The 23,610-nt window shown below is 64.2% G+C and carries 23 protein-coding genes; 10 read left to right on the forward strand and 13 right to left on the reverse strand.

Features of this window, described 5'->3' with window-relative positions:
• Nucleotides 1-32: 32 nt before the first annotated feature.
• Both E8F12_RS07840 and E8F12_RS07845 read right to left on the reverse strand, forming a co-directional pair.
• Nucleotides 33-1,259: a diaminopropionate ammonia-lyase gene (locus E8F12_RS07840; RefSeq protein ID WP_280324685.1), complete on the reverse strand. Its 1,227-nt coding sequence runs from the start codon at nt 1,257-1,259 to the stop codon at nt 33-35.
• Between the two features lie 77 nt (nt 1,260-1,336).
• The gene (locus E8F12_RS07845; RefSeq protein WP_280324686.1) at nt 1,337-2,593 is read right to left on the reverse strand and encodes a Zn-dependent hydrolase; all 1,257 of its coding nucleotides are present in this window, start codon (nt 2,591-2,593) and stop codon (nt 1,337-1,339) included.
• A 180-nt stretch (nt 2,594-2,773) separates the two neighbouring features.
• On the opposite strand from E8F12_RS07845, the gene E8F12_RS07850 reads away from it, so the two are divergent.
• Together E8F12_RS07850 and E8F12_RS07855 are read left to right on the forward strand one after the other, a co-directional pair.
• Nucleotides 2,774-3,247 (forward strand): Lrp/AsnC family transcriptional regulator, encoded by a 474-nt coding sequence (locus E8F12_RS07850; protein ID WP_280324687.1) that lies wholly within the window; start codon nt 2,774-2,776, stop codon nt 3,245-3,247.
• A gap of 36 nt (nt 3,248-3,283) precedes the next feature.
• Nucleotides 3,284-4,129 (forward strand): D-amino-acid transaminase, encoded by an 846-nt coding sequence (locus E8F12_RS07855; RefSeq protein WP_280324688.1) that lies wholly within the window; start codon nt 3,284-3,286, stop codon nt 4,127-4,129.
• A gap of 145 nt (nt 4,130-4,274) precedes the next feature.
• Here the strand turns inward: E8F12_RS07855 and E8F12_RS07860 are convergent, their stop codons facing one another.
• The 3 genes from E8F12_RS07860 to E8F12_RS07870 are packed head-to-tail and all read right to left on the reverse strand — an operon-like array spanning nt 4,275 to nt 7,266.
• Complete coding sequence (locus E8F12_RS07860; RefSeq protein ID WP_280324689.1) at nt 4,275-5,783, reverse strand: tripartite tricarboxylate transporter permease; 1,509 nt, start codon at nt 5,781-5,783, stop codon at nt 4,275-4,277.
• Nucleotides 5,784-5,807: 24 nt separating this feature from the next.
• On the reverse strand, nt 5,808-6,299 hold the full coding sequence (locus E8F12_RS07865) for a tripartite tricarboxylate transporter TctB family protein (RefSeq protein WP_280324690.1): 492 nt from the start codon (nt 6,297-6,299) through the stop codon (nt 5,808-5,810).
• A gap of 1 nt (nt 6,300) precedes the next feature.
• Complete coding sequence (locus tag E8F12_RS07870; protein ID WP_280324691.1) at nt 6,301-7,266, reverse strand: tripartite tricarboxylate transporter substrate-binding protein; 966 nt, start codon at nt 7,264-7,266, stop codon at nt 6,301-6,303.
• A gap of 414 nt (nt 7,267-7,680) precedes the next feature.
• Here E8F12_RS07870 and E8F12_RS07875 point away from each other — a divergent pair, with 414 nt between their 5' ends.
• The 3 genes from E8F12_RS07875 (at nt 7,681) to E8F12_RS07885 (ending at nt 10,342) form a co-directional block, all read left to right on the forward strand.
• The gene (locus E8F12_RS07875) at nt 7,681-9,132 is read left to right on the forward strand and encodes an ATP-binding protein (protein ID WP_280324692.1); all 1,452 of its coding nucleotides are present in this window, start codon (nt 7,681-7,683) and stop codon (nt 9,130-9,132) included.
• On the forward strand, nt 9,129-9,755 hold the full coding sequence (locus E8F12_RS07880) for a response regulator (protein ID WP_280324693.1): 627 nt from the start codon (nt 9,129-9,131) through the stop codon (nt 9,753-9,755). Before E8F12_RS07875 ends, E8F12_RS07880 begins: the two co-directional genes overlap by 4 nt.
• A 98-nt stretch (nt 9,756-9,853) precedes the next feature.
• Nucleotides 9,854-10,342 (forward strand): heme-binding protein, encoded by a 489-nt coding sequence (locus E8F12_RS07885; RefSeq protein WP_280324694.1) that lies wholly within the window; start codon nt 9,854-9,856, stop codon nt 10,340-10,342.
• A gap of 109 nt (nt 10,343-10,451) precedes the next feature.
• On the opposite strand, the gene E8F12_RS07890 is transcribed toward E8F12_RS07885, so the two are convergent.
• The 3 genes from E8F12_RS07890 to salA form a co-directional block, all read right to left on the reverse strand.
• Nucleotides 10,452-11,729 carry an OprD family porin gene (locus E8F12_RS07890; RefSeq protein WP_280324695.1) on the reverse strand — a complete coding sequence of 426 codons (1,278 nt, stop codon included), beginning with the start codon at nt 11,727-11,729 and terminating at the stop codon, nt 10,452-10,454.
• A 143-nt stretch (nt 11,730-11,872) separates the two neighbouring features.
• A complete protein-coding gene (locus E8F12_RS07895; RefSeq protein WP_280324696.1) occupies nt 11,873-13,228 on the reverse strand; it encodes an aromatic acid/H+ symport family MFS transporter in 1,356 nt (451 codons plus the stop codon).
• 73 nt (nt 13,229-13,301) lie between these two features.
• Nucleotides 13,302-14,591 (reverse strand): salicylate 1-monooxygenase, encoded by a 1,290-nt coding sequence (gene salA / locus E8F12_RS07900; RefSeq protein ID WP_280324697.1) that lies wholly within the window; start codon nt 14,589-14,591, stop codon nt 13,302-13,304.
• A gap of 139 nt (nt 14,592-14,730) precedes the next feature.
• On the opposite strand from salA, the gene E8F12_RS07905 reads away from it, so the two are divergent.
• Complete coding sequence (locus tag E8F12_RS07905; RefSeq protein WP_280324698.1) at nt 14,731-15,633, forward strand: LysR family transcriptional regulator; 903 nt, start codon at nt 14,731-14,733, stop codon at nt 15,631-15,633.
• Between the two features lie 348 nt (nt 15,634-15,981).
• Here the strand turns inward: E8F12_RS07905 and E8F12_RS07910 are convergent, their stop codons facing one another.
• Entirely contained in the window at nt 15,982-16,512 is a 531-nt protein-coding gene (locus E8F12_RS07910) for a hypothetical protein (RefSeq protein WP_280324699.1), read from the reverse strand.
• Between the two features lie 36 nt (nt 16,513-16,548).
• Between E8F12_RS07910 and E8F12_RS07915 the strand changes: the two genes are divergently transcribed.
• Nucleotides 16,549-17,148: a hypothetical protein gene (locus E8F12_RS07915; protein WP_280324700.1), complete on the forward strand. Its 600-nt coding sequence runs from the start codon at nt 16,549-16,551 to the stop codon at nt 17,146-17,148.
• Nucleotides 17,149-17,346: 198 nt separating this feature from the next.
• Here the strand turns inward: E8F12_RS07915 and E8F12_RS07920 are convergent, their stop codons facing one another.
• From E8F12_RS07920 to E8F12_RS07935, 4 genes are read right to left on the reverse strand one after another with little or no spacing between them, the layout of a single operon-like run.
• The gene (locus E8F12_RS07920) at nt 17,347-18,108 is read right to left on the reverse strand and encodes an SDR family oxidoreductase (RefSeq protein ID WP_280324701.1); all 762 of its coding nucleotides are present in this window, start codon (nt 18,106-18,108) and stop codon (nt 17,347-17,349) included.
• 29 nt (nt 18,109-18,137) lie between these two features.
• A complete protein-coding gene (locus tag E8F12_RS07925; protein WP_280324702.1) occupies nt 18,138-19,010 on the reverse strand; it encodes an SDR family NAD(P)-dependent oxidoreductase in 873 nt (290 codons plus the stop codon).
• Between the two features lie 9 nt (nt 19,011-19,019).
• Nucleotides 19,020-19,667 carry a Dabb family protein gene (locus tag E8F12_RS07930; protein ID WP_280324703.1) on the reverse strand — a complete coding sequence of 216 codons (648 nt, stop codon included), beginning with the start codon at nt 19,665-19,667 and terminating at the stop codon, nt 19,020-19,022.
• Nucleotides 19,657-20,001, reverse strand: coding sequence for a hypothetical protein (locus E8F12_RS07935; protein WP_280324704.1), 345 nt, complete (start codon nt 19,999-20,001; stop codon nt 19,657-19,659). Before E8F12_RS07935 ends, E8F12_RS07930 begins: the two co-directional genes overlap by 11 nt.
• 221 nt (nt 20,002-20,222) lie before the next feature.
• Here E8F12_RS07935 and E8F12_RS07940 point away from each other — a divergent pair, with 221 nt between their 5' ends.
• The 3 genes from E8F12_RS07940 to E8F12_RS07950 all read left to right on the forward strand — a co-directional run bounded on the left by E8F12_RS07940 (nt 20,223) and on the right by E8F12_RS07950 (nt 23,230).
• The gene (locus E8F12_RS07940) at nt 20,223-21,227 is read left to right on the forward strand and encodes an AraC family transcriptional regulator ligand-binding domain-containing protein (RefSeq protein WP_280324705.1); all 1,005 of its coding nucleotides are present in this window, start codon (nt 20,223-20,225) and stop codon (nt 21,225-21,227) included.
• A gap of 189 nt (nt 21,228-21,416) precedes the next feature.
• Nucleotides 21,417-22,631, forward strand: coding sequence for a CmpA/NrtA family ABC transporter substrate-binding protein (locus E8F12_RS07945; protein ID WP_280324706.1), 1,215 nt, complete (start codon nt 21,417-21,419; stop codon nt 22,629-22,631).
• 20 nt (nt 22,632-22,651) lie between these two features.
• Entirely contained in the window at nt 22,652-23,230 is a 579-nt protein-coding gene (locus E8F12_RS07950) for an ANTAR domain-containing protein (protein WP_280324707.1), read from the forward strand.
• The last annotated feature ends 380 nt before the right edge of the window (nt 23,231-23,610 follow it).

The raw sequence follows: 23,610 nt of genomic DNA on the forward strand, positions 1-23,610 counted from the left end.
CGTGGGGCAAGGGATTGCAGGGAGGGTGGAGGTCAGGCCTTGGGCGACCAGGCCTTCTGACGAGACAGGACGGAGTCGGCGGTTTCGCCAACCAGCTCGGCGTAGACGCCCGGAGCGGTTGCGCCTTCGGTGCTGATCAGCAGTACGCGGGACTGCCCATCAATGCCGAGATCGGAGGAGAGACTGTTCGACGCGACGACCCGCACCAATCCGGCGAGCCCGGCCACCGCCGACTCGCCCGCCACCAGTGGAATATCGCGCTGGCTGCCGGCGGCCAGACGGCGCATGGCGCTGACCGCCTCGTCATCCCGGATGGTCATGAAGAAGTCGACGCTGGGTTGCAGGAACTTCCAGGCCAATGGCGAGGTTTCACCACAGGCGAGGCCCGCCATCACCGAATCCACCGAGCCGGTTGCCTTGGCCGCCTTGCCGGCGATGGCGCTCTGATACAGGCAATCAGCCTGTTCCGGCTCGACCACGATAATGGTCGGGCGCTGCTCGCCGCAGAGCTCCCAGAGGTAGCTGGCGATGCCCGCCGCCAGGCCGCCAACGCCGCCTTGCAGGAACACGTGGGTGAACGCCGGGCCGCTGCCCTGACGCTGGGCCGCCGCCTCGATGATCTCGGCGGCGATGCTGCCGTAGCCCTGCATCACGTCGCGCGGGATTTCCTCATAGCCGTCATAGGAGGTATCGGAAACCACCAGCCAATCGTTCTTTTCGGCGAGTGCAGCCGCTTCCTCGACCGACTCGTCGTAGTTGCCACTGATCCGCACTATCTCGGCGCCGTATGCCGCAATGGCCTCTTCACGCTCGATGCTGACGTTGGCATGCAGCACGATGACGCAGCGGCAGCCGACGCTCTGGGCCGCCGCCGCCAGGGCGCGGCCATGGTTGCCGTCGGTCGCGCTGATCACGGTGAAATCGGCCAGGGCCGCGCTGTACTCACCCGCCAGCAGGCCGCGAGCCTCGAAGCGCTGCTCAGGGAACCGGCGAAGGATCAGGCGCACCAGGGCGATGGGCGCCCCAAGGGCCTTGAAGCTGCCCAGCACCGAACGCTCCGATTCATCCTTGACCAGGATGTCCGCCACTCCCAGTTCTGCCGCAAGATCGGGCAGCGAGTAGAGCGGAGTTCCATCGCTGTTCAGCCGTGACCAATCCGAAAGCCAGGCGCGACTCTCATTGGCCTTCTGGATGCTCATGATGTTCTTCAGAGCATCGGGGTAGGTTTCACGTTTTGCGTTGGGGTTGGCGATCAACATAAATGACTCCATTAGAAGGCAAAGCCGGGCCAATGCCGCCGGCATCCGCCAGCGGGTTCGTGGAATAGCGGTTGAAATCAATGGTTGGCGTTCAGGCGGCCGACGACAACGTCAATAAGCACCTCGGCGCCCTTGAGCAACTGATCGTCATCCGTATGCTCACGGGGGTTGTGGCTGATGCCGCCACGGCTGGGCACGAATATCATTGCGGACGGTGCGATACGCGCAATCATCTGTGCGTCATGACCCGCGCCCGAGGTCATGCGCTTGTAACTGAAACCGAAGCGCTTGGCGGAGGCTTCGATTTCATCAGCCAGATCCGCATCGAAGATCACAGGTTGGAAACGCACCAACTGTTCGGTGCTGATCCTTACGCCCTCCTCTTCCGCAATCACGGCCAGGAACTTCTCAAGGCGCTTTTCGGCGGCCACCAGCAGCTCTTCATCGGGATCGCGCAGGTCCACCGTGAAACTGGCCCTGCGCGGAATCACGTTGATCACATTGGGCTCGAAGTTCATGCAACCGACCGTCGCCAGGGTTGTTCCGCCCGAGTCGCGGGCGATCTCCCTCAGTTCAGCCACGATTGCGCTCGCCACATAGCCGGCATCGTGGCGCAAACGGGTCGGGGTGGTGCCCGCATGGTTGGCATTGCCTTGCACGACGACCTGCTGCCAGGAGATGCCTTGGAGGTTCTCGACCACGCCAATAAGGGTGTTCTCCGCCTCCAGGATCGGGCCCTGTTCGATATGCAGTTCAAGGTACTCATGAGGAACGATGGACCCCGGCTCAAGGTCACCGGCATAGCCGATTCGTTGGAGTTCATCGCCCAAACGGGTTCCGTCGGTGCCGATGGTTGCCAGTGCTTCTTCCACAGACATCCCGCCGGCGTAGACCAGCGAGCCCATCATGTCCGGCTGGTAACGAACGCCCTCTTCGTTGGTGAAGGCGCCAATGGTGATTGAGCGCGACGGCAGTGCCCCCGCCTCGCGGAATGCACGGGCCAAAGCCAGCCCGGCCAGCACCCCGTAGCAGCCATCCAGGGCACCGGCGTTGGTCACGGTGTCGATGTGGGAACCCATCATCAGGGGAGCCTGGTGACTTTCATCCGTGGCGGAGCGAAGCGTGCCGAAGATATTGCCGATACGGTCGACCTGGACGTCCAGGTCAAGCTCCTTCATCCAGGCCACGAGTTGGTCGCGGCCCGCCTTCTCCGCATCGGTCAAGGCGATACGGGTACGGCCACCATTGACCGGGTCGGCACCTATCTCACCAAGGGTGCGGATCTGCTGGAGCAGAATCGGGCCATTCAGGCGAAGATCGGGACACTTGCTCATCAGACTCTCCGGTGCGGGACGAGTGGGCGATGCGGCTCAGCCCATAGGTCCCAGGGTTACTGGTAGACGTGTAAATTTTATTCCTGCTGCCTCGCACTAATTTCTTGATTTATGGCTATCTGATGAACTTTTATTACGCTTTCTGGCCAACTACCGATTTTCCATTCAGAGCCGTCCAAAATGAGCCTCGATCAGTTCGACCATGCACTGCTGGAGGCCGTCCAGCAGGACGCCACCACCTCTCAGCAAGACCTTGGCGCCCAGGTGAACCTGTCGTCCGCGGCCGTGAATCGCCGCCTGAAGAAGATGAATGCAGATGGGGTCATACGAAAGACAGTCTCTGTCGTGGACCCCTCGCAGTTGGGCTACGCGCTCACGGTAATCGCCGAGGTGGAGGTGGAAAGCGAGCGCCTGGACTTGCTGGACGCCATGAAGCGCAGCTTCCTCGCGTGCCCCCAGGTACAGCAGTGCTACTACGTGGCGGGTGAATGCGACTTCGTACTGGTCATGCTGGTGAAGAACATGGAGCAGTACACCGAGCTCACGAGGGAGCTGTTCTTCGAGAGCAACAACGTCAAGCGGTTCAAGACGCTCGTGTCGATGAGCAACGTCAAGGTCGGTCTCGATGTTCCGGTAACCGGTGCAGGCCAGTAGCGATAGCGGACGTCCCCAGTAAAGGCATCAGCCAGCATGCGCACTATCTACCTCAATGGCACTTACCTTCCCGAAAACGAAGCCAAGGTTTCCGTATTCGATCGTGGGTTCATGTTCGGAGATGCGGTGTACGAAGTCACCGCGGTCATCGGAGGACGCCTGATCGACTTCGCCGCCCATATGGCGCGGCTGCGCCGTTCGCTCCTGGAGCTGGGCATGGTCGCCAGCTTCGATGAAGCGGAGCTGGCCGCAATCCACGAGCGGCTGGTAAAGCTCAATGCCGTGACCGAAGGCCTGGTCTACGTCCAGGTCAGCCGTGGCGTGCAGGATCGCAACTTCGCCTATCCGGATGCGTCGACGCCCTGTACCTGGGTCATCTATACGCAGGAGAGGACCATTCTGGATAGCCCGATAGCCAAGCGCGGGCTGTCGGTCATCAGCCTGCCGGACCTGCGCTGGCAACGCAGTGACATCAAGACGACCCAGCTGCTCTACGCCTGCATGGCAAAGGAAGCGGCCAGGCAACAGGGCGCGGATGACGCCTGGCTGGTCCGCGACGGACTGGTAACGGAAGGCAGCTCGAACAATGCGTTCATCCTGACCGCCCAGGGCTCGATCGTGACACGAGAGCTGTCTCAGGCCCTCCTTCCCGGGATCGCCCGATCCAGCATGCTGACGGTCATCCAGGAGTGCGGGTACCGCATCGAGGAGCGGGCATTTTCCCTCGACGAGGCGAAACAGGCGGCCGAAGCCTTCGTAACCTCGTCGACCACACTGGTCTACCCCGTTATTTCCATCGACGGGCAGCCCATCGGGTTGGGCAAGCCTGGCACCGTCACACGAATGCTCAGGGCGGCCTATATCAAGCGCCTGGTCGGCTGAGAGAGTCCGCACAGCCACTGCTTTCGGCCCGGGATGCATACATGCCACGCTGCCGACAATCGGAGGGCTACCGCAGACTCACCGCCGGCGCCTGTGCGCGCCTGGCCCCTTGGCACTCGTCAGAAGCGGCGGATGCCCCAGGTCGTCAGTCGTCTTCGTGCAAACGCACACCGCGCGCATGCAACAGATGCGGAACGATAAGAACCACCAGCGTGAGTGCGAGAACCGCAGCTGAGATGGGGTGGGTCACGAAAACGGACCAATCCCCCTGGCTGATTGACAGGGCGTTGCGCAATTGCTTTTCCGCCATGGGGCCCAGCAGCATCCCCACGATCACCGGGGCAACCGGGAAATCGAGGCGGCGCATCAATACCCCGATCCAACCGATGGCCAGCATGAGCAGCAGGTCGAAGGACGATTGCCGCATCCCATATACCCCGATGCTGGCGAACACCAGGATCCCGGCATTGAGGTATGGGCGGGGGATTTTCAGGAGCTTGACCCAGATGCCGACCAGCGGGAGGTTCAGCACGAGGAGGATCGCGTTGCCAACGAACAGCGAAGCCACCAGCGTCCAGACCAGGTCTCCCGAAGTCTGGAAGAGCAGCGGCCCCGGCTGCAGGTTGTAGTTCTGGAATGCAGCCAGCAGGATCGCCGCTGTCGCGGAGGTTGGGATGCCCAGGGTCAGCAGCGGCACAAGTGACCCCGTCGCGCTGGCATTGTTGGCCGCTTCGGGCCCGGCGACTCCCTCGATCGCCCCCTGCCCCTTCCCGGCGGAAAACTCTTGGGGGTAGCGGCTGAGCTTGCGTTCCGCGGAATAGGACAGGAAGGTGGGAATCTCGGCGCCTCCCGCCGGGATGGTGCCGAACGGGAAGCCGATGAAGGTTCCCCTCAGCCAGGCGGGTATCGAGCGCTTCCAGTCCGAACCAGTCATCCACAAGGACGTCAGGCGATTGCGGTCGCCCTTTTCCTCCTTCTGGTACAGCACGCCATACAGCGCCTCGCCGACCGCGAACAGGCCGACCGCCACCAACACGACCTCGATACCGTCGACCAGCTCGGGTACTCCGAGGGTGTATCGGGCAATGCCGGAGATGGAGTCCATTCCGATCAACCCCACGGCCATTCCCAACCCCAGCGAGACGAACCCGCGCAACATGGACGCGCCGAGAATCGCGGATACCGTGGTGAACGCCAGCACCAGGATCGCGAAGTACTCGGCGGGACCGAACCTCAGCGCCAGGTTCGCCACCGTGGGCGCGAATAGGGCCAGCAGTACCGTAGCGATGGTCCCGGCCACGAACGAGCCGATGGCAGCCGTTGCCAAGGCCGGGCCTGCCCGGCCATTGCGCGCCATCAGGTTGCCCTCCAGGGCGGTGACCATGGAAGACGACTCGCCCGGCGTATTGAGCAGGATGGAGGTGGTGGAACCTCCGAACTGGGCGCCATAGTAGATACCGGCGAACATGATCAGGGCACCGGTGGGGTCCACCTTGGCGGTGATCGGCAACAGCAGCGCAACCGTCAGTGCCGGCCCTATCCCCGGCAGCACACCGATCGCGGTACCCAGCAGGCAGCCGACGAATCCCCACAGGAGATTGACCGACGTCAGCGCGGCGGCGAAGCCTGTTGCCAGGCTCGAAAGAATGTCCACCACATGTACCTCCGATGAACCAGTTCAGAGCCATGCATTGACAAGGCGCGGCAGGGAAACCCCCAACCCGGCGGTAAACAGCCAATAGACCGGCAGTGTCAGGGCGATGCCGATGGCCAGGTCGCGAAGCGGATGACGGCTGCCGAAGCCACGCGCCGCACAGGTAAAAAGCAGCGCGGCCGAAAGGACGAAGCCGATGTGGGTGATGAGCAGGGCAATGCTGATCAACCCAGCGGTTATCCAGACAGCCCCGGCCTTGCCGCCTGCCAGCACCTCGACAGGTTCCTCGTCTTCTGCGAGCCCGCGAAATCCCCCGGTCAATGCCTGCATGCTCAACAGCGCGCCCACGCCCACCAGGAAGACGGCAACGGCGTAGGGATAGACATAGGCGCCGAGGATGGTGAAACCCGTCTCCACAGGGAAATGAGATGCTCCAAACGCCAGGATTGCACCGATGGCGATGACACTGACGCCGACCGCCAGATGGGCCGGCACTATTCCCGGAGAGCGGGCCATGTCAGAGCAGTCCTACCTTGACCAGCATTTCACGCAGGCGGGCATGCTCGTCCCCGACGAACTTGGCGAAGTCATCGCCCGTGACAATGCTGGGCGACCAGGCGTTGACCTGGACGTTGTCCTGCCACACCTTGGTCTTGGTAGCGGCCAGGACCGCATCGGTCAGCTCCTTGCGCTGCTCCGGCGTCAGGTTGGCGGCGCCATAGACACCCCGCCAGTTGCCGATGACCATGTCCACGCCCTGCTCCTTCAGGGTCGGGGCATCGAGCGCGGGAATACGCTCGGGCGAACCGATCGCGAGCACCCGGAGCTGACCTGACTTGATGTACGGGGACAGCTCGGCGTATCCCCCCGTGATTGCCGTGATGTGCCCACCCAGGACCGCGGAGACCACTTCACCGCCGCCACCGGAGGCGATGTAGTTCACCTGATTGACCGGAACGTTCAGCTTGCCGGCCAGTTCCGCGATGCCGATGTGGTCCACCGAGCCCTTGGAACCGCCTCCCCATTTGACGCTGGTGGGGTTGGCCTTGAACTCGGAGAGCAGGTCATCCAGGGTCTTGTACGGGGAATCCTTCTGCACCGCGATCACGTTGTACTCGGTGAACAGCATCGCAATCGGCGTCACGTTGGCCATGGTGATCGGTGGTTTGTTCTGCTCCACCGCAGCGACCATTATGGCCCCTACGACGATCAGGGCATTCTGGTCACCCTTGGTGCTATTGGCGAACTGAGCCAACCCCAGCGTTCCGCCCGCGCCGCCCTTGTTCTCGTAAGTGACGGCTTCGGCCACCTTGGCCTCCATCATTGCCTTGCCCAGGACCCGGGCGGTCTGGTCGTAGCCACCACCCGGCGAGCCGGGGGCCATGACCTTGACGGTTTCCAGCGCGAAGGCCGGAGTTGCGAGGGTCGCTGCGGTGATGGCAGCTGCGATGAAGCGACTGAATCGACGATTTGCATGGAACATGGTCTTTCTCCCGAAAAGCAGTTTGTTCTTGTTGAGGTTGCTTGCAGGTTCACCCATGGAGATTTGCTGTTCAGCGGTTGCGTCTGTGTTAAAGCCTAGGCCACAGACTTTTCGTAGGCCTCCTTTCAGAGGTTGATTCGAAGAATGGATTACTCACCGATCGACGGGCATAGTCGCCAAAAGAAACGGGCAATGCCGTCCCGATTCCCGAAGTCAGACTGACCGGATGCAAGCACTCGACAGCTCACACCTGGGCCAATGCAATGGCGCGCCCCATGCGGTTATCGCCGGTACTCGCTCCCTGGGTATCGGACCGCGTGCATTCCCAATCGCCACGCCCCTCGCTCGGCCTGCCGGCTGCCTGCTCCCGGCCTCCGTAGCCCTACGGATGGCGGGCGTCCTGGGCGGCAAGGCATGATGTCGGCCGTGAAGCCCCTGACGAATATCCGCACTTTTCTTCTCTGGCTGGCCCTGTTCTGCCCCATTGCTGCCTGGATCGGTTGGCAGGACCATGCTGACCGGTACGAGCGCTTCTTCCAGGACACCAGCATCGCGCAGCGCATGCTCAGCCAGAAGACCGTACAGCACGAAGCGGTGCTGGCGACCCTGGCCGCGCTGTCGCATCCGCCCATTCCGGAACGCCTCCTCCCCAGCCTGCAGCCATCCATGCCGCAGCTGCTGGGTCTGGGCTACCTGCGCGACGGGGTCTGGGCAGGCAGCACCCTGTTCCCGACGGGCCTGGATGCTGCAGTCGAGCACGCCCGCCAGGAGGGGCGGCCCGTCACACTGCCAGTGGACGAGTCCCGCTACTGGCTGGTTGCCCCATCGGGCTGGAGTCTGTTGCTGGACGCACGGCAACTCATACCGGCCGCCGACTTCCCTCCCTCGCTGGCCATGCTGACACTGGATGTCGGGGCGGGCCCGCTTGCGCTGCTGGCGCGCCAGTCCGCCGCCCGCTCACCGGGCTGGAACATCGACGTGCGAAAACCGCTGGGTGCGGTCAGCCAACCCTTTCCCATGCACAGTTGGCGCACGCTGACGCTCGCCGACTGGCCCTGGGCAGAGTGGCTGGCCTGGGCGGCCGCCAGCTGCCTGCTGGCGGCCAGTAGCGCTGCCTGGCAGCGGTCGCGCGCCGACGCAAGACGCCAGCAGGAGGAGGTCCGTCTGGCGGCGATGACGCGGCTGAGCACCCTGGGTGAAATGGCCGCGGGTATTGCCCATGAGTTGAACCAGCCGTTGACCGCCATCCTCGCGCAGGTGCGTGCCGCCGAACGTCTGCTGGATGATGAGGAGGAGCGCCCCACGGTGCGTCAGGCTCTGCTCGCCAGCGCTGGCCAGGCCCGCCGCGCGGCTGACATCATCAGTCGCATGCGCGAGCTGGTGAAGCCCAGCTCGCCCTCGCCGCGCGCGGCGGTGGACCCCGATGCTTTGGCGGCTTCGCTGTTGTTCCTGCGCGAAGAGGAGCTGGCACGCCGTGGTATCCGCCTGACGTGGCGCAATTCCAACCCCGGCGCCCGTCCTCTGGGTGACCGAGTGGCGCTTGAACAAATCCTGCACAACCTGGTCCAGAACGCCGCCGACGCGCTGGCCGACGCGCCGGGCACCCGGAGTATCGTCCTGAGCGGCGACGTCGAAGGCACGGAATACGAGTTCAGCGTCAGCGATAATGGCCCTGGCATTCCCCCTGAAGCCTTGTCGCGGCTGTTCGAGCCGTTCTACACCACTCGGCCGCAAGGTATGGGGCTGGGCCTGGCATTGTGCGAAACGCTTGCCGGTGCCATGGACGGTCGCATCACTGCCCGCAACCTCGACCCCCTGGGCGCCTGCTTCACGCTGCGCCTGCCCCTCGCCGGAGCCGATGCATGAGCCTCCCCGCCCATTCCCCGCTCGTATACCTGGTCGACGACGACGATGCCGTGCGCGACGGACTGGCGCTGTTGTTGCGCAGCGTCGGGCTGCGCAGCGAGGGCCATGACGATCCCCAGGCCTTCCTCGCCTCGTTGTCGCCACAGTCAATCGGTTGCGTGGTACTGGACATCCGCATGCCGGGGATCGGCGGTCTGGACGTGCTGACAAGGCTGGCGGAGTTTCCCGATCTGCCGGTCGTGATGCTGACCGGTCACGCCAACGTCGACCTGTGCCGCCGCGCCTTCAAGGGCGGCGCCATGGAATTCCTGCAAAAGCCGGTGGACGATGACGTCTTCCTGGATGCCGTCCAGACCGCCGTGCGCACCCATGTCGCCAGTCGTGAGCGCCAGGCGGTGACACAGGCCGCCGTCGAACGGCTGACACGCCTGTCCGGGCGCGAGCGTGACGTGCTCGTGCGCATCGTCCAGGGCATGAGCAACAAGGAAATCGCGCGCGAATTCGATCTGTCGCCGCGCACCGTGGAGACCTATCGGGCCAACGTCTTCGCCAAGCTCGAGGCCGACTCGCTGGCGCAGCTCATCCGCCAATACGCCACCCTGCTGGACTCGCCGTCTCCGTAGCATTACGGAGGCCGTCGCGTAGTCGGGCGCATACCGCGGCAAGTAGGTTCTGGCCACACTGGCTACTCCTGAAATCGATCCACGAAAAGGACCTGACCATGTCGCGTATTTCCATTGCCGCAGTGCTCTGCGCCCTGACCTTCGCGGGCGCCGCCAACGCCGCCGTACTGAAAGAAAGCACTATCTCGACGGCTGATGCCCAGAAACTGGCCGCCGCCACTGTCGCCGCCTGCCAGGCCAAGGGCTACAACGTGAGCGCGTCGGTAGTCGACCGCGCGGGCCTGCTGAAAGCCTTCGCCCGTGCCGACAACGCCGGCCCCCACACCATCGAAGCCAGCCGCGCCAAGGCCTTCACCGCCGCGTCCGCCAAGGTTCCGACCCTGACCATCATGGAAAATGCCCAGAAGAACCCGGGTGCCGCCAACCTGACCGAAATTCCGGGCTTCCTGCTCCTGGGCGGCGGCGTCCCGGTCAAGGCCGACGAGACCGTGATCGGTGCGATCGGCGTGGCTGGCGCCCCAGGCGGTCACCTGGACGCGCAGTGCGCCGACGAAGTTCTGGCAGCCAACGCTGCACTGTTCAAATAAGCGATCGTTGCACTTCCGCTCTTCCGACAAACTCCGCGGCCTGTCATACGACTTCGACAGGCTGCGTGGGCACGAAAACCATCGAGCAAGCGCATGGGCGGCACCGGTATCAGAACACCGTCAGTGTGTAGCTCAGGATCAGGCGGTTCTCATCGATATCGGTGCGATAGTTCGAGCGCGCAGTCGCATTGCGTACCCGCACCGAGACGTTCTTCAGCGGGCCGCTCTGCACGGTGTAGCCGATATCCAGATCGCGCTCCCAGTCCTTGCCCTCGAAGCTTCCCGTGTCGACGTTATCACCCCGGATATAGCGGACGCCGGCGATCAGCCCGGGCACGCCCAGCGCGGCGAAATCGTAGTCGTAGCGCAGCTGCCAGGAGCGTTCCTCGGCAGAGGCGAATTCGTAGGTGGGCACCTCGTTGCCCAGCGGCGAGACGGTGACGAATACGCGGGGGAAGCCCTGGTCACCGAACATTGCCTGGTAGCCCAGGTAGAAGTTATGCCCACCGCGCCTGGCCGAAAGCAGTGAGTAGAAAGCGCGGTTGTCGATCTCGCCGATGAGCTCCCGCCCATCCTCGGCGGAATCGAAGTAGCCGAGGTTCGCCCCCAGCGTCCAGTCACCCAGGGGTTCGCTGTGCTTGAGCCCCAGGAAGCGCTGGTTGTAGAGGTCTTCCAATTGCCCGTACCACGCACTCAGGGTGGTGCGGTTCTGGTTGAAGGCGTAGTCGCCGCCGGCGTAGTTGAAGCGATCGGAGGTGATCAGCCGCGCCCGGGCGTCGCGCTGGGGCGCGAAACCGACAATGGCGCCGATTTCCTCGTCGCCCGCCTCGCTGCGGATACTGGTGGAGCGCAATTGGCCGCCCTGCAAAGTCAGCCCGCTGACTTCCGCCGAGTTGATGGCAACGCCCTGGTAGGTGTTGGGCAACAGGCGGTTGTCGGTCAGGGCCAGCACCGGCACGTTGGGCTGCAGCTCGCCAACCCGTAGTTCCGTCTTCGACACCCGCACCTTGGCCGTCAGCCCCAGGCGGCTGTAGTCGTCCGGCGCGGTCTCGCCAAAGGTGCCGGGCAGCAGGCCGGTGCCCGCGCGATCAGGGCTGCTGTCCAGCTTCAGCCCCAGCGTGCCGATGGCGTCGACGCCGAATCCAACCGGCCCTTGGGTGTAGCCGGATCTGAGGTTGAGGATGAAGCCCTGGGCCCACTCCTCCGCCCTGGACTGCCGGCTCGGCCCGACTATGTCGGAGAAGTCGCGGCTGAAGTAGTAGTTGCGCGCGGTGAGAGTGGCACTGGAGTCGACCAGGAAGCCGCCCTCCTCTGCCTGGACGCCGAACGGCAGGGCGATGAGGGCGGCGGCGAGCAGCAGGTGCGGCCTTTTCGGATTGAAAGTCATTGGGCGTTCTCTTGTTCTTGTCGTGGGGCAGCAAGCCCCCGCCACTGCGCCGTGAGCGGGCGCAGGGAAAAAGGGGGCTCGGGAATCAAGCTGGCGGAGTCCGCGCCCATCGGGCCGGGGCGGACTCTGTGGTACGAGGCCGATCAGCCGGAGCTGGACTCCAGCGGCTTCTCGGCCAAGGCGCCACCATGGGACGGCTGACCCGGCTGGTGCCAGAGGAACACCAGGATGGCGGCGGCGCCGACCAGCCCCGGCAGGGCGAAAGCCAGGAAGCTCGCCTGGATCGGCAACTGCGCGGCATGCAGCGCGCCGCCCAGCAGCGGGCCGATGATGGCGCCGATGCGGCCGATGCCCATGGCCCAGCCAAGCCCGGTGGAGCGGATATGTGCCGGGTAGAACTGCACGGTACAGGCGTTGGCGAGGATCTGGGTGCCGATGGTGCAGGCGCCGGCCACACCGATCAGCAGGTACAGCACCGGCAGCGGGGATTTCAGTGCCAACAGGCTGAGGGACAGCGCGCCAAGGGTGAAGAAGGCGAACAGCACGCGACCAAGGCCGACACGGTCCCCGAGCCAGCCACCGCCGATGGCGCCGAAGATGGCGCCGAAGTTCAGCACCAGCAGGAACGCCAGGCTGGAGTTGAGCCCGTATCCGGCGGCGTTCATCAGCTTCGGCAGCCAGGAGCTCAGGGCGTAGACCATCAACAGGCAGCAGAAGAACGCCACCCAGAGCATCAGCGTGTTCAGGGTCCGTCCGTCATGGAACAGCTGGGAGATGGTGATCGTGCTCGCCTGCCCCTTGGCCAGGTGCAGGCGGTCGCCGGTGGCGGGCACGTACGCCGGCTCCGCGCGGCACAGCAGTGCCTGGGCACGCCCCACATCCCCCTGGCGCAACAGGAAGTTGAGCGACTCCGGCAGTTGGCGCACCAGCAGCGGCAGCACCAGCAAGGGCACCACGGCGACGAAGAACACGGCCTGCCAGCCCCAGGTGGGCATCAGCGCCATGCCCAACCCGGCGGAGAGCATGCCGCCCACCGAGTAGCCGCTGAACATGATCGCGACCAGGGTGCTGCGAATTTTCTTCGGCGCATATTCATTCATCAGCGCCACCACGTTGGGCATCACTCCGCCGATGCCGAGCCCGGCGATGAAGCGGCAGATCGCGAACTCCTCGGGGGTGCGCGCGAAACCGTTGATCACCGTGAAACCGCTGAATAGGGTCACGCAGGTCATGATGGTCTTGCGCCGTCCGATCCGGTCCGACAGCGGGCCGAAGAACAGCGCGCCCAGCATCATCCCCACCAGCGCGCAGCTGCCGAGCAGGCCAGCCTGCAGCGCAGTGAGGCTCCAGGCCTGCATCAGCGCGGGCAACACCACGCCGTAGATGACCAGGTCATAGCCGTCGAAGATGATGATCAGCGCGCACCAGAACAGTACGCGCGCGTGGAAAGCATTGAAGCGGGCCCCGTCGAGCAGGGCGGAAACGTCGATGGCACGCATGGCATGGCTCTTCTTGTCGTTGTTATAGAGCCGGGGCGGCCGGCTGGGCTCGCCCCGGTAGAACGGAGCGGCGTCAGGCGCAGTGGCTGAGGGACTGCCAACCCAGGCGCGCGCGGGCTTCAGCCACATCGGCATCCAGGTCGTGGTTCCACAGCCAGTCGAAGCGGCTGGCCAGGGTTGCGCCCAGGGCCTTCTCGTTGTCGCCCACCGCCGGGTCGCGCAGCTCGTACAGCTCGCCCGCTTCCCAGGAGGTGCGCTGCACACGACAGGCGCGGGGGCGACGCAAGGCGTCGTAGGCCGCCAGCAGCTCGCCGAGGTTGCCCTGGCTCACTTGCGGATCGCCCAGCAGACGGGCCAGGAAGTAGGCATCTTCCAGTCCCTGCCCAGCCCCGGCTCCCTGGTGCGGCAGCATGGCGTGGGCCGCATCGCCGATCAGGGCCACGCGTCCGTGTACGTAGCCGGGCAGCTCGGCCAGGTCGTGCAGCGCCCAGTGGGTCGGCGCGGGGATGCACTCCAGCAGGATGCGCGCGGCATCGCCCCAGCCGGTGAAGGCTTCGAGCATCTCGCGCTGGCTCGCTTCGCGCACCCACGGTGCGTCCTTCGGCCAGACCGGATCGGGGCGACTGCGGTCGGACACGAAGGCCACCACGTTGATGATGCGGCCCTGCTTCACCGGGAAGGTGAGGATGTGACCGTCGAGGCCGAGGTACATCTGCGGCACGTCCACCAGATGCTCGTCGACACCGGCGACGCGATAGGCCTCGCGCAGGCGCAGGCTGTCGATCATCCCGCGATAGGCACAGGTGCCGGTGAAGCGCGGTGCGGCCGGCGCGGCGCCGATGCTGTCCAGTACATGGCTGCGGATTGCGGACTTGATGCCATCGGCAGCGATCAGCAGGTCGCCCCGGTAATCCGTGCCATCGGTGAACAGCACGCGGGTCTCGTCGCCCAACTGCTCCACGCTGACGGCGCGCTTGTTGAACCGCGCCACCCCGTCGGGCAGGCGGCTGGCCAGCACATCCAGGAAGTCCGCGCGATGCACCGAGGACTGCCCCACGCCCGGCGCCACGCTGGCGCCGATGTAGCCGGCATCGCTGCTGCGGCGCCACTCGAACCACACGTCCTGCCAGGGCTCTGGCGTGCGGTCGGCGACCTGCCCATAGGGCTCGGCCAGCCCGAGACCGGCGATGGCCCGCACCGCGTTGGCGCCGAAGGAAACGCCCGCGCCCACTTCACCGAAGGCCGGCGCGGACTCGAAAAGCTGAACGTCGAGATGGGAGTGACGGCACAGGTCCAGTGCCAGGGCGACGCCGGAGATACCGCCGCCGATGATGCCGACGCGCAAGGCAGGCTTCTTGGTCATGTTCGTACCCATGATGGTGTTGTTGTTGGAGTGGAACCATCATGTCGAAGCCAGGAATATTGATAAATGCAGCAAGTCGCATACAGACTATTTCATATATGAATATTCCTACAGACCTGTGCAACCCACGAGATACCTCATGGACCTACGCGACCTGGACCTGAACCTGCTGGTGGTCTTCAACCAGTTGCTCATCGACCGGCGCGTCTCCACCGCCGCCGACAACCTGGGCCTGACCCAACCCGCCGTCAGCAATGCCCTCAAGCGCCTGCGCACCGCCCTGCAGGACGACCTCTTCGTGCGCACCTACCAGGGCATGGAACCGACACCCTATGCGGAGCAACTGGCCGAGCCCGTGTCGCTGGCGATCCACACCCTGCGCGACGCGCTGAGCCGACAGGACAGCTTCGACCCGCTGACCAGCGACCGCACCTTCACCATCGCCATGACCGACATCGGCGAGATCTACTTCACCCCGCGGCTGATGGACGCGCTCGCTCGCCTGGCGCCGAAATGCCGCATCAGCACCGTGCGCAACACCAGCGTGACGCTGATCGAAGCCCTGCAGAATGGCACCGTCGACCTCGCCGTGGGGCTGCTGCCGCACCTGCAGGCGGGCTTCCACCAGCGCCGACTGTTCCACCACCGCTATGTGTGCCTGTGCCGCAAGGACCACCCGGTCACCCGCGAGCCGCTGACCCTGGAACGCTTCTGCGCCCACGGCCACGTGCGGGTGATCGCCGCCACCACCGGCCACGGCGAGGTGGATGCCCACATGGCGCGCCTGGGTATCGAGCGGGACATCCGCCTGGAAGTGCCGCACTTCGTCGCCGTTGGCCACATCCTCCAGCGCACCGACCTGCTCGCCACCGTACCCGAGCGCTTCGCCGACTCCTGCATCGAACCCTTCGGCCTGGTCGCCCTGCCTCATCCGGTCGAGCTTCCGGAGATCGACATCAACCTGTTCTGGCATGCAAAGTACCATCGGGATCCCGCCAACCGCTGGCTCAGGCAGTTGATGTTCGAATTGTTCGCCGATTGAGGGCGAGGCGGGGCTCGCGCTTGTCGATGAATGCCTGCACGCCTTCACCTGCATCGTTGCTCCGGGCGCAGGCCAGCGATGCCGCCGCCTCCAACTCCAGGCGAGTGCCCAGATCGTTCCGGGCGGCCGAGTCGCACAAGTGCTTGTGCGCCCCATCGTCGTGGTCGCGCCCGCCGCCAGCTTGCTCACCAGCCCCTCCGCCGCCTCTTCCAGCTCCACGAGCGGGTGCAGTTCGTCGGCCCCGCATCTGTCCCCCTCTCTTAGCGGGCTCGGGGCCACTTGGCAGAAAGATGTTACGGACTATGAACTTCCGCGACGAAGCTCGGCTCAACCCTACATCGTCAACTTTTAGTCGGGAGGGGGGGTTAACCAAGAGAACTTAGACGGAGGCACATTATGCCTATTAAAAAATGCCTGCTGGCTCTGGCTATTGGTGGAGTCCTCTCGGCATCGACAGTGTTGGTGCCTGATTACATTTCGGTTGGTTCGTACGCGTTTGCCAGGGATGGCAGCAGTGGTGGAGGAGGCCACGGTGGTGACGGTGGAGACGGTGGCGGTCACGGTGGCGATGGTCACGGCGGTGACGGCGGCGGTCGCGGTGGCGATGGTCACGGCGGTGACGGCGGTGACGGCGGCGGTCACGATGGCGATGGTCACGGCGGTGACGGCGGTGGTCACGATGGCGACAGTGGCGGTCACGATGGCGACCATGGTGAGGCAGGCCATGCCGGTGACGGTCATGGAGGCAAGGGACACGGCGACGCTGACGCGGACCATGGCGGTCTTGCCGGGGACAAAGGCATGGGCAAAGACCATGACAACGACCATGACGGAGACCATGACAAAGTCGGCGGCAACCGGGGTCCTGGCAATGCCCATGACGATGATGCAGGCGATCGCGACGACGCGGACGGCATGGCCGATGCTGCAGATGCTGCAGATGCAGCCAGGGATGCTGACAAGGATGCGGCGGATGCAGACAGAGACGCCGCCAAGGGTGCGGCAGATGCGGCCAGAGACGCCGCCAGGGATGCGGCAGATGCTGCACGAGATGCCGCTAGAGACGCTGCAGATGCTGCCCGTGATGCGGCCAGAGACGCTGACAAGGACGGCGCAGATGCAGCCAGAGACGCGGCTAGAGAAGCCGCAGATGGTGCCAGAGAGGCGGCCAGGGAGGCTGCAGATGCTGCCCGAGATGCTGCCAAGAACGAGGCAGATGCTGCCAGGGAGGCTGATAAAGATGCCGCAGATGCTGCCAGAGAGGCAGCCAGAGAGGCCGCAGAGCTAGCCAAAGAGGCTGCTGGCAAGGCTGAAGATGCTGCCAGAGAGGCGGCTGAAGAGGCCGCAGACGCTGCCAGGGAAGCTGCCGAAGACGCCGCAGATGCCGCTAGAGAGGCTGCGGAAGACGCCAATGAAGCCCCTGACGCGCCGGACGTCGATGTCGTCGAGGCAGAGCCTGAACCCAATAACGTACCCGACGCACCGGATGTCGATATGGTCGAGGTACAGCACTAAAGCTGCGGGTTCCGAAAGGAACACGCGGGCATATCGGTAAAGCGTCCCGGGAGCTCCAGGGACGTATCAGAGGGAGTCGCTGGGCCTGAAGTGTCACGGGGCCTGCGGCTCCTTCTCGCATCTGGGCCATTGGCCAGGTTCCCTGCTCGACGGCAAGCGCGTTCGACCAGATCGAGGGCGAGCCTGACTGTGCTCGACTCAGCGCATGTTGACGCCACCGTCAACACTGATGACCTGGCCATTGATCCACTCGCCGTCACCCGACGCCAGGAACGCCACTGTGGCAGCAATGTCCGTCGGCTCGCCAAGGCGCGGACTGCGACCACGTTCGAACACTTCGGCCTTGAACTCCTCCGACGCCCGCGTGCGGATGGTTTCAGTCAGGATCAACCCTGGCGCGACCACGTTGGCGCGAATGCCCTGCTTCCCCCAGGCCGACGCGACGTGGCGCATCAGCGCATGAATGCCGCTCTTGCTGATGCCGTAGCAGACTCGCTCCGGCTCCCCCATGAAAGCAGCTGCGGAACTGGTGTAGACAATTGCGCCACCACCGCGCTGCAGTAGCGCTGGTAGCGCGTGGCGGGTGCACAGCAGGTAGCCGCGCAGGTTGACTGCGATCGTACGGTCGAATATCTCGAGCGGCACATCGAGCACGGTGGTGTCGTGCATGATCGCGCCCATGTCGGCCGCGTTGGCGTGCATCAGGTCGATGCCGCCGAAAGTATCCTGCGCGACCGCCATCAGCGCGGCCACCGCGGCGTCGTCGCTGATGTCGCACTGCACTCCCCGCGCGCGTCCGCCTCCTGCCTGAATGCGCTGTGCAAGCGCGATTGCGCTATCGCCGTCGAGATCACCAATCACAACCGCCGCGCCCTCCATGGCCAACCGCTCAGCGGTGGCGGCACCTATTCCCGAGCCGCCGCCAGCGATCACCGCGACCTTGTCGATCAACCTTTGCATGGGTTCATCCCTCCTTCTACTGGTTCGGCTCATGCGCCGGCGGGTTCTATGCCCGGGTGCGCCCATGTCGGAATCGTCGGGGCCGGCAGCCTGTCACGGCCGTCCAGCGTATGGACCGGCAACTGCTGTGCCAGGGGAAAGTGCAGGCTGTGGGTGATCAGGCCAGTACGGTCGCGGGCCGGCAATTGGCACAACGCCAACGCGGTCTCGACCAGATACTCAACGGGCTCGGTTGGGTAGTCGTCCGGGATGTAACGCCCACCGCCCGGGGTGCGGATCGCGGTGCTCGGCCCCACCGCATTCACCGCGATATTGTCCGCCTCCAGCTCGGCCGCCAGCGCCTGGGTAAACCGGTTGATGGCGGCCTTGGCTGCGGCGTATACAGCGATACCCCCGAACCGTTCGAAGTCATGGTAAGGGCGCAGCGGCGGCAACGCGGTGACTGAGCCCAGGTTCAAGATCCAGCCGCCACCACGTGCCCGCATCAATGGGATTGCTGCCTGGCTGAGCACGAATGGCACCCGCAGGTAGTGATCGAGCGTGCGTTCGTACAGGGTCAGCGGCATCGTTTCGACGCTGCTGTACTCGGCGAATCCAGCGTTGTTGACCAGAATGTCCAGACCGCCGGCCGCAGCGGCGGCGCGTGCCACCAGACTGTCGCGCTCAGCCGGCAGCTCCAGGTCGGCGGTCAATGGGATCGCCCGGCCCCCGGCTTGCGTGATCAGCTCGACCGTCTCGGCCAAGCTGCCTGGCAGGCTGGACGTCTGCTGCAGACTGCGCGCACTGACGACCACTGTTGCACCCTCTGCCGCGAAGCGCTGGGCGATGGCGCGGCCGATTCCACGGCTGGCCCCGGTGACAAGTGCGATCTTGCCGGCCAGTTTTTGCGATGCCTGAGTCATGGGAACTCCTTACTTGCTAGAAGGGAGGCGGGAAAGGGGATGGGTCAGGATGCTCGTTGCAAGCGGGCAGAAAGCATGAGAAAGCGCCTCCACCGTCCACTCGGGAAATTCAGGATCGAACCACCGATCTACCCAACCCCAGTGAAATGGATGGGCCAGATACTCACCCTGGAGATCATCGACACTGGCGAACTCCTGCTGCCAGACGTGCGTCCAGCCACTGCTCGAGGAGACTCGACTCAGTTGCCAGTTGCGGATGCCCGCCATGTACGCCGGCATGCGCAGCAGATCACGCTCCAGCGACGCGACATGAGCGGGGGCTTGATCTTTGCGCACGCGAAACAACAAGGTGCGCCAGATTCCGCCCTGCAGCCCAACGGCGCGCCGACCACCGCCCAGCCGCTCGTAGGCCACTCGATCCACGCGCGAAACGCCCGGCAGCTGCGCCAGGCTGGTCGCGGTGCCGGCCTGGAATGCATTGCTTGCGAAACACAGATCCAGGGTGAAATCGCCGGCCCCCCAACTGCCTTCGAGATTGCGGCCAAGGCTGAAGTGCTTGAGGCCAGCCAAGCCTTGAACCCGGCGCTGCAGTTCGTCTGCGACCTCGCCTGGCCCAGCATCCGGATCGAGATAGAGCTGTGCAGTTTCATGCCACATCTTCCTGCACCTCCAGCGAAGGCAGAGGTTGGTCGGCGCTGCCCAGCACATGCCGAGCGCGGTGCTCGCACACCTTGTCCACAAAGCCCCAGAACTCCAACACTTCGGTCCCGGCGCTGATGCGCATACCGTAATAGCCCCACACATCGGGCACCTGCCACAGCAACCAGAGCCTGTTGTGCTCACCTGGAATGGCAACCGGTGGCGATACCCAGCGCTGCAACAAAGTCAGCCCGCGCGCGGCTGTTTGCGGCATATAGCGCTCGTCCAGCAAAGCCAATACGGTGGGAATTTGTTTGGGGTCCAGAAGGATTTCATCCAGTATCTGGATCATGGCTTGCCCGCCCTCTCATCAGGTGACAGGCTGGTGCGACTCGGCAATCGGATGACGGCAATAATCACGTTATGAATGCTCCACTGATGCGCCCGGATTCGCCGCGACTTGAGCATTAGCCCAAGCGTGTTGACTTGCCTTCATTGGGCCATAGCTGCTGTGGATGCACCGTCACCGAATCGATCACTGACCACTACCGTCGCAATCAACAGGCGAGTTTCATGATGGCCTCCCGATCAGCTCATGCCGTTCGCATTCCCCACGGGCTGGACGCTCGACTACTGGAGGAGTTGCAGCGCCACAGCCTGCTGCCCCCAGGGCAAGACGGAGCGGCTGAGCAACTCTCGGCGGACAGCTTTGTGCGACTGTACCGACAGGCCATCGAGCAACTGGAGGCAAAGGTTGCGCAGGGTGAGGGCCAACCACCGATGCGCAAGAACGAAGTCGACCTGATGTGTCGCTGCCTGCTCAGCTGCGGCACCCTCGGCGAAGCCATCGTCTGTGCCGCAGAGTTCTGCGCCATGCTGCATCCCCGTGCCGGGAAGTTGAGCCTGGAAGTGCAGGGTCAGAACGCCACCTTTCACATGGACTCCTTGCGCCAGAAGCGCAGCTCGGCCGCCTGCCTGGTCGACCTGACCGGATTGTTCTGCTACCTGCAACTGTTCGCCTGGCTGATCGGGCATGCGCTACGTCCGTCCAACGTGTTCCTGGCCCACCCGGAGCGCAAGGACGCCATGCCCTTCCTCGGCCTGTTCGACGCCCCGGTATCCGTCGGCAAGCAGACCTATGGCTTCAACTTCAACAGCGAACTGCTGACACGCCAGGTGATACGCAAACCAGCCGAGCTGGCCTCGTTCCTGGTGGATTTTCCTTTCCGCCTGATAGGCGCGCCGCCGAGCGTGGTTTCGGTCACGCAACAGGTACGGGGCTTTCTCGACGCCGCCATCGCCCATGAACTCGAGGTACCGGCACTCGGCGCGATAGCCGCCGCCTTGGGCACCAGCGAGCCGACCTTGCGCCGGCGTTTGGCAGCCGAAGGGTCCAGCTACCAGTTGCTGCGCCGACTCTGCCTGTGCGAGTCGGCGCAACGCTGCTTGCGCGACACCGACTGGACGATTGGCCGTATCGCCGGCCATCTGGGTTTCAGCAGCGAGGCGGCATTTCGGCGCGCCTTTCTAAACTGGACAGGGCATGCGCCCAGTCGCTATCGCAGCAAAGGCGACTGACCCGACATCCCCCCGAGCGCATTCAGCACGAAATCTCTCCGGTGCGCGGTGGCACATCAATTGCTGACACCGGCATCCAGAGCTAGCTCCAACGGCGGAGTCAGTTCACAGACGATGGCGTCGTTCCCGGTCACCAACCCCATGGTGACTGGGGCGGCGCCTTTTTCGTTCAGTGGTGGGACTAACGACATGACCGACAAGAGTTGCACTCGTAACGACAACCTCGCCTGGGTCGCGGGCAGCGATGCCCCGGAAAAGCGCACAGTGAACCTGGGCTTCATAGCCCTTTCCGATGCCGCCTCGTTGATCGTCGCGGCCACCCAGGGTTTCGCCCAGCCCTATGGCCTGACTCTGAACCTCAAACGACAGACCTCCTGGGCGGCCCTGCGCGACAAGTTATTGAGCGGTGAACTGGATGCCGCGCACTCGCTCTACGGACAGGTCTACGGCATCCATCTGGGCCTGGGCAGCGCGCCTACCGCGATGGCGATCCTCATGGGGCTTTGCCAGAACGGCCAGGCCATCAACCTGTCCGAGCAGCTCCGCCGGGCTGGCGTGACCCGTGCGGAAGAATTGGCCACCCATGTGCGCCAGCATGGAGCAAGACTGACCTTCGCCCAGACCTTCCCCACCGGCACCCATGCCATGTGGCTTTACTACTGGCTGGCGGCCCATGGCATTAACCCCCTGGAGGATGTGAACACCGTGGTGGTGCCGCCCGCGCAAATGGTCCAGCACCTGCGAGCCGGGCGCATCGACGGGTTTTGCGCCGGCGGCCCCTGGGGCGCGCTGGCCGTGGATGAGAAGGAAGGATTCACCCTGGCCACCAGCCAGATGATCTGGCCCGATCATCCCGAGAAGGTGCTGGGCTGCACCCGAACCTTCGTGGAGCAATACCCCAACACGGCCCGTGCCCTGACCATGGCCGTGCTGGAGGCCAGCCGCTTTATCGATGCCAACGACGAGAACAAGCGCAGCACCGCCCAACTGATCTGCGGAAGCGAGTACCTCGATGCACCGCTTTCGGTCATCCAGCCGCGCTTTCTCGGACACTATGAAGACGGCCTCGGTCACGCATGGCGCGATGCTCACCCCTTGCGCTTCTTCGCCGACGGCCAAGCCACCATGCCCTGGCTCTCCGACGGCATCTGGTTCATGACCCAGTTCCGCCGCTGGGGGCTGCTCCGGGAAAATCCCGACTACCTTGGCGTGGCCAGGCAGATTCACCAGCTTGCGCTCTATCGAGAAGCCGCCGAGGCGCTCGGCATTGCTGTGCCTGACCAGGCCATGCGCAGCTCCACATTGGTCGATGGGCGCATCTGGGATGGCAGCGATCCAGCGGGCTACGCCGACAGCTTCGCCATTCACGCTCGTCATTCCCCGTCCGCATCCCTGCCCCTCTGACACCTGGAGATGAACGCACCATGCTTCGTATTCTCCTGATCAACAACACCCCGAAAAAGGTGGGCCGCCTGAAGAATGCCTTGCTCGAATCGGGCTTCGACGTCATTGATGAAACCGGCCTGACTATTGATTTGCCTGAGCACATCGAGGCGACTCGCCCCGATGTGGTCTTGATCGACACCGAATCCGCCGGCCGCGACATGATGGAACAGGTTGTCATGGTGAGCCGGAACCAGCCGCGCCCCATCGTGATGTTCACCGACGACCACGCCCCAGACCTGATGCGCCAAGCGATCCAGGCCGGGGTCAGTGCCTACGTGGTCGAAGGTATCCACGCCGAGCGCCTGCGACCGATCCTGGACGTGGCCATGGCGCGCTTCGACAGTGACCAGGCCCTGCGTGCCCAATTGCTGGAACGCGATAACCAGTTGGCCGAACGTAAGCGGATCGAGCTCGCCAAGGGATTGCTGATGAAGTTGAGGACCTGTACCGAAGACGAGGCCTACACCCTGATGCGCCGGCAGGCCATGGGGCGGCAACAGAAGCTGATCCAGGTGGCCGAGCAGATCATCGCCACGCACGAGATGCTCGGGGTCTGAACCATGGGGCGCACCATGCGCACCACCTCTAGGGGCGAATGAATTTGCCAAAGGTCCGTAGGTTGGCGCTGAGCGAAGCGAAGCCCAACACGGAGTGCGCAGCACTCCCGAGCTTATTGCCAGGGAAAGTTGGGCTTCGCAGGCTCAGCACCAACCTACGGGGCTGCTGCGCAGCCCTTGGCGAATGAATTCGCCCTTACAAGGCAAGGTGCAGCTCCGGGCAGCGGGCGAACCAAAACCGCTCAGGCCGCACCTCCTTCGCACGCATATGGCTCAACCCGCCGGCGAGTACTTCTGTCTCGCCAATCAAGCAAGTTGCTGATTTATAGGGAAAACCCATTCTGCCGAAGCCTGCCCACAGCCAGAACTCGAGCCTACCG

It is taken from the genome of Pseudomonas sp. BN102, from assembly GCF_029871245.1.
Taxonomy (GTDB): Bacteria; Pseudomonadota; Gammaproteobacteria; order Pseudomonadales; family Pseudomonadaceae; genus Metapseudomonas.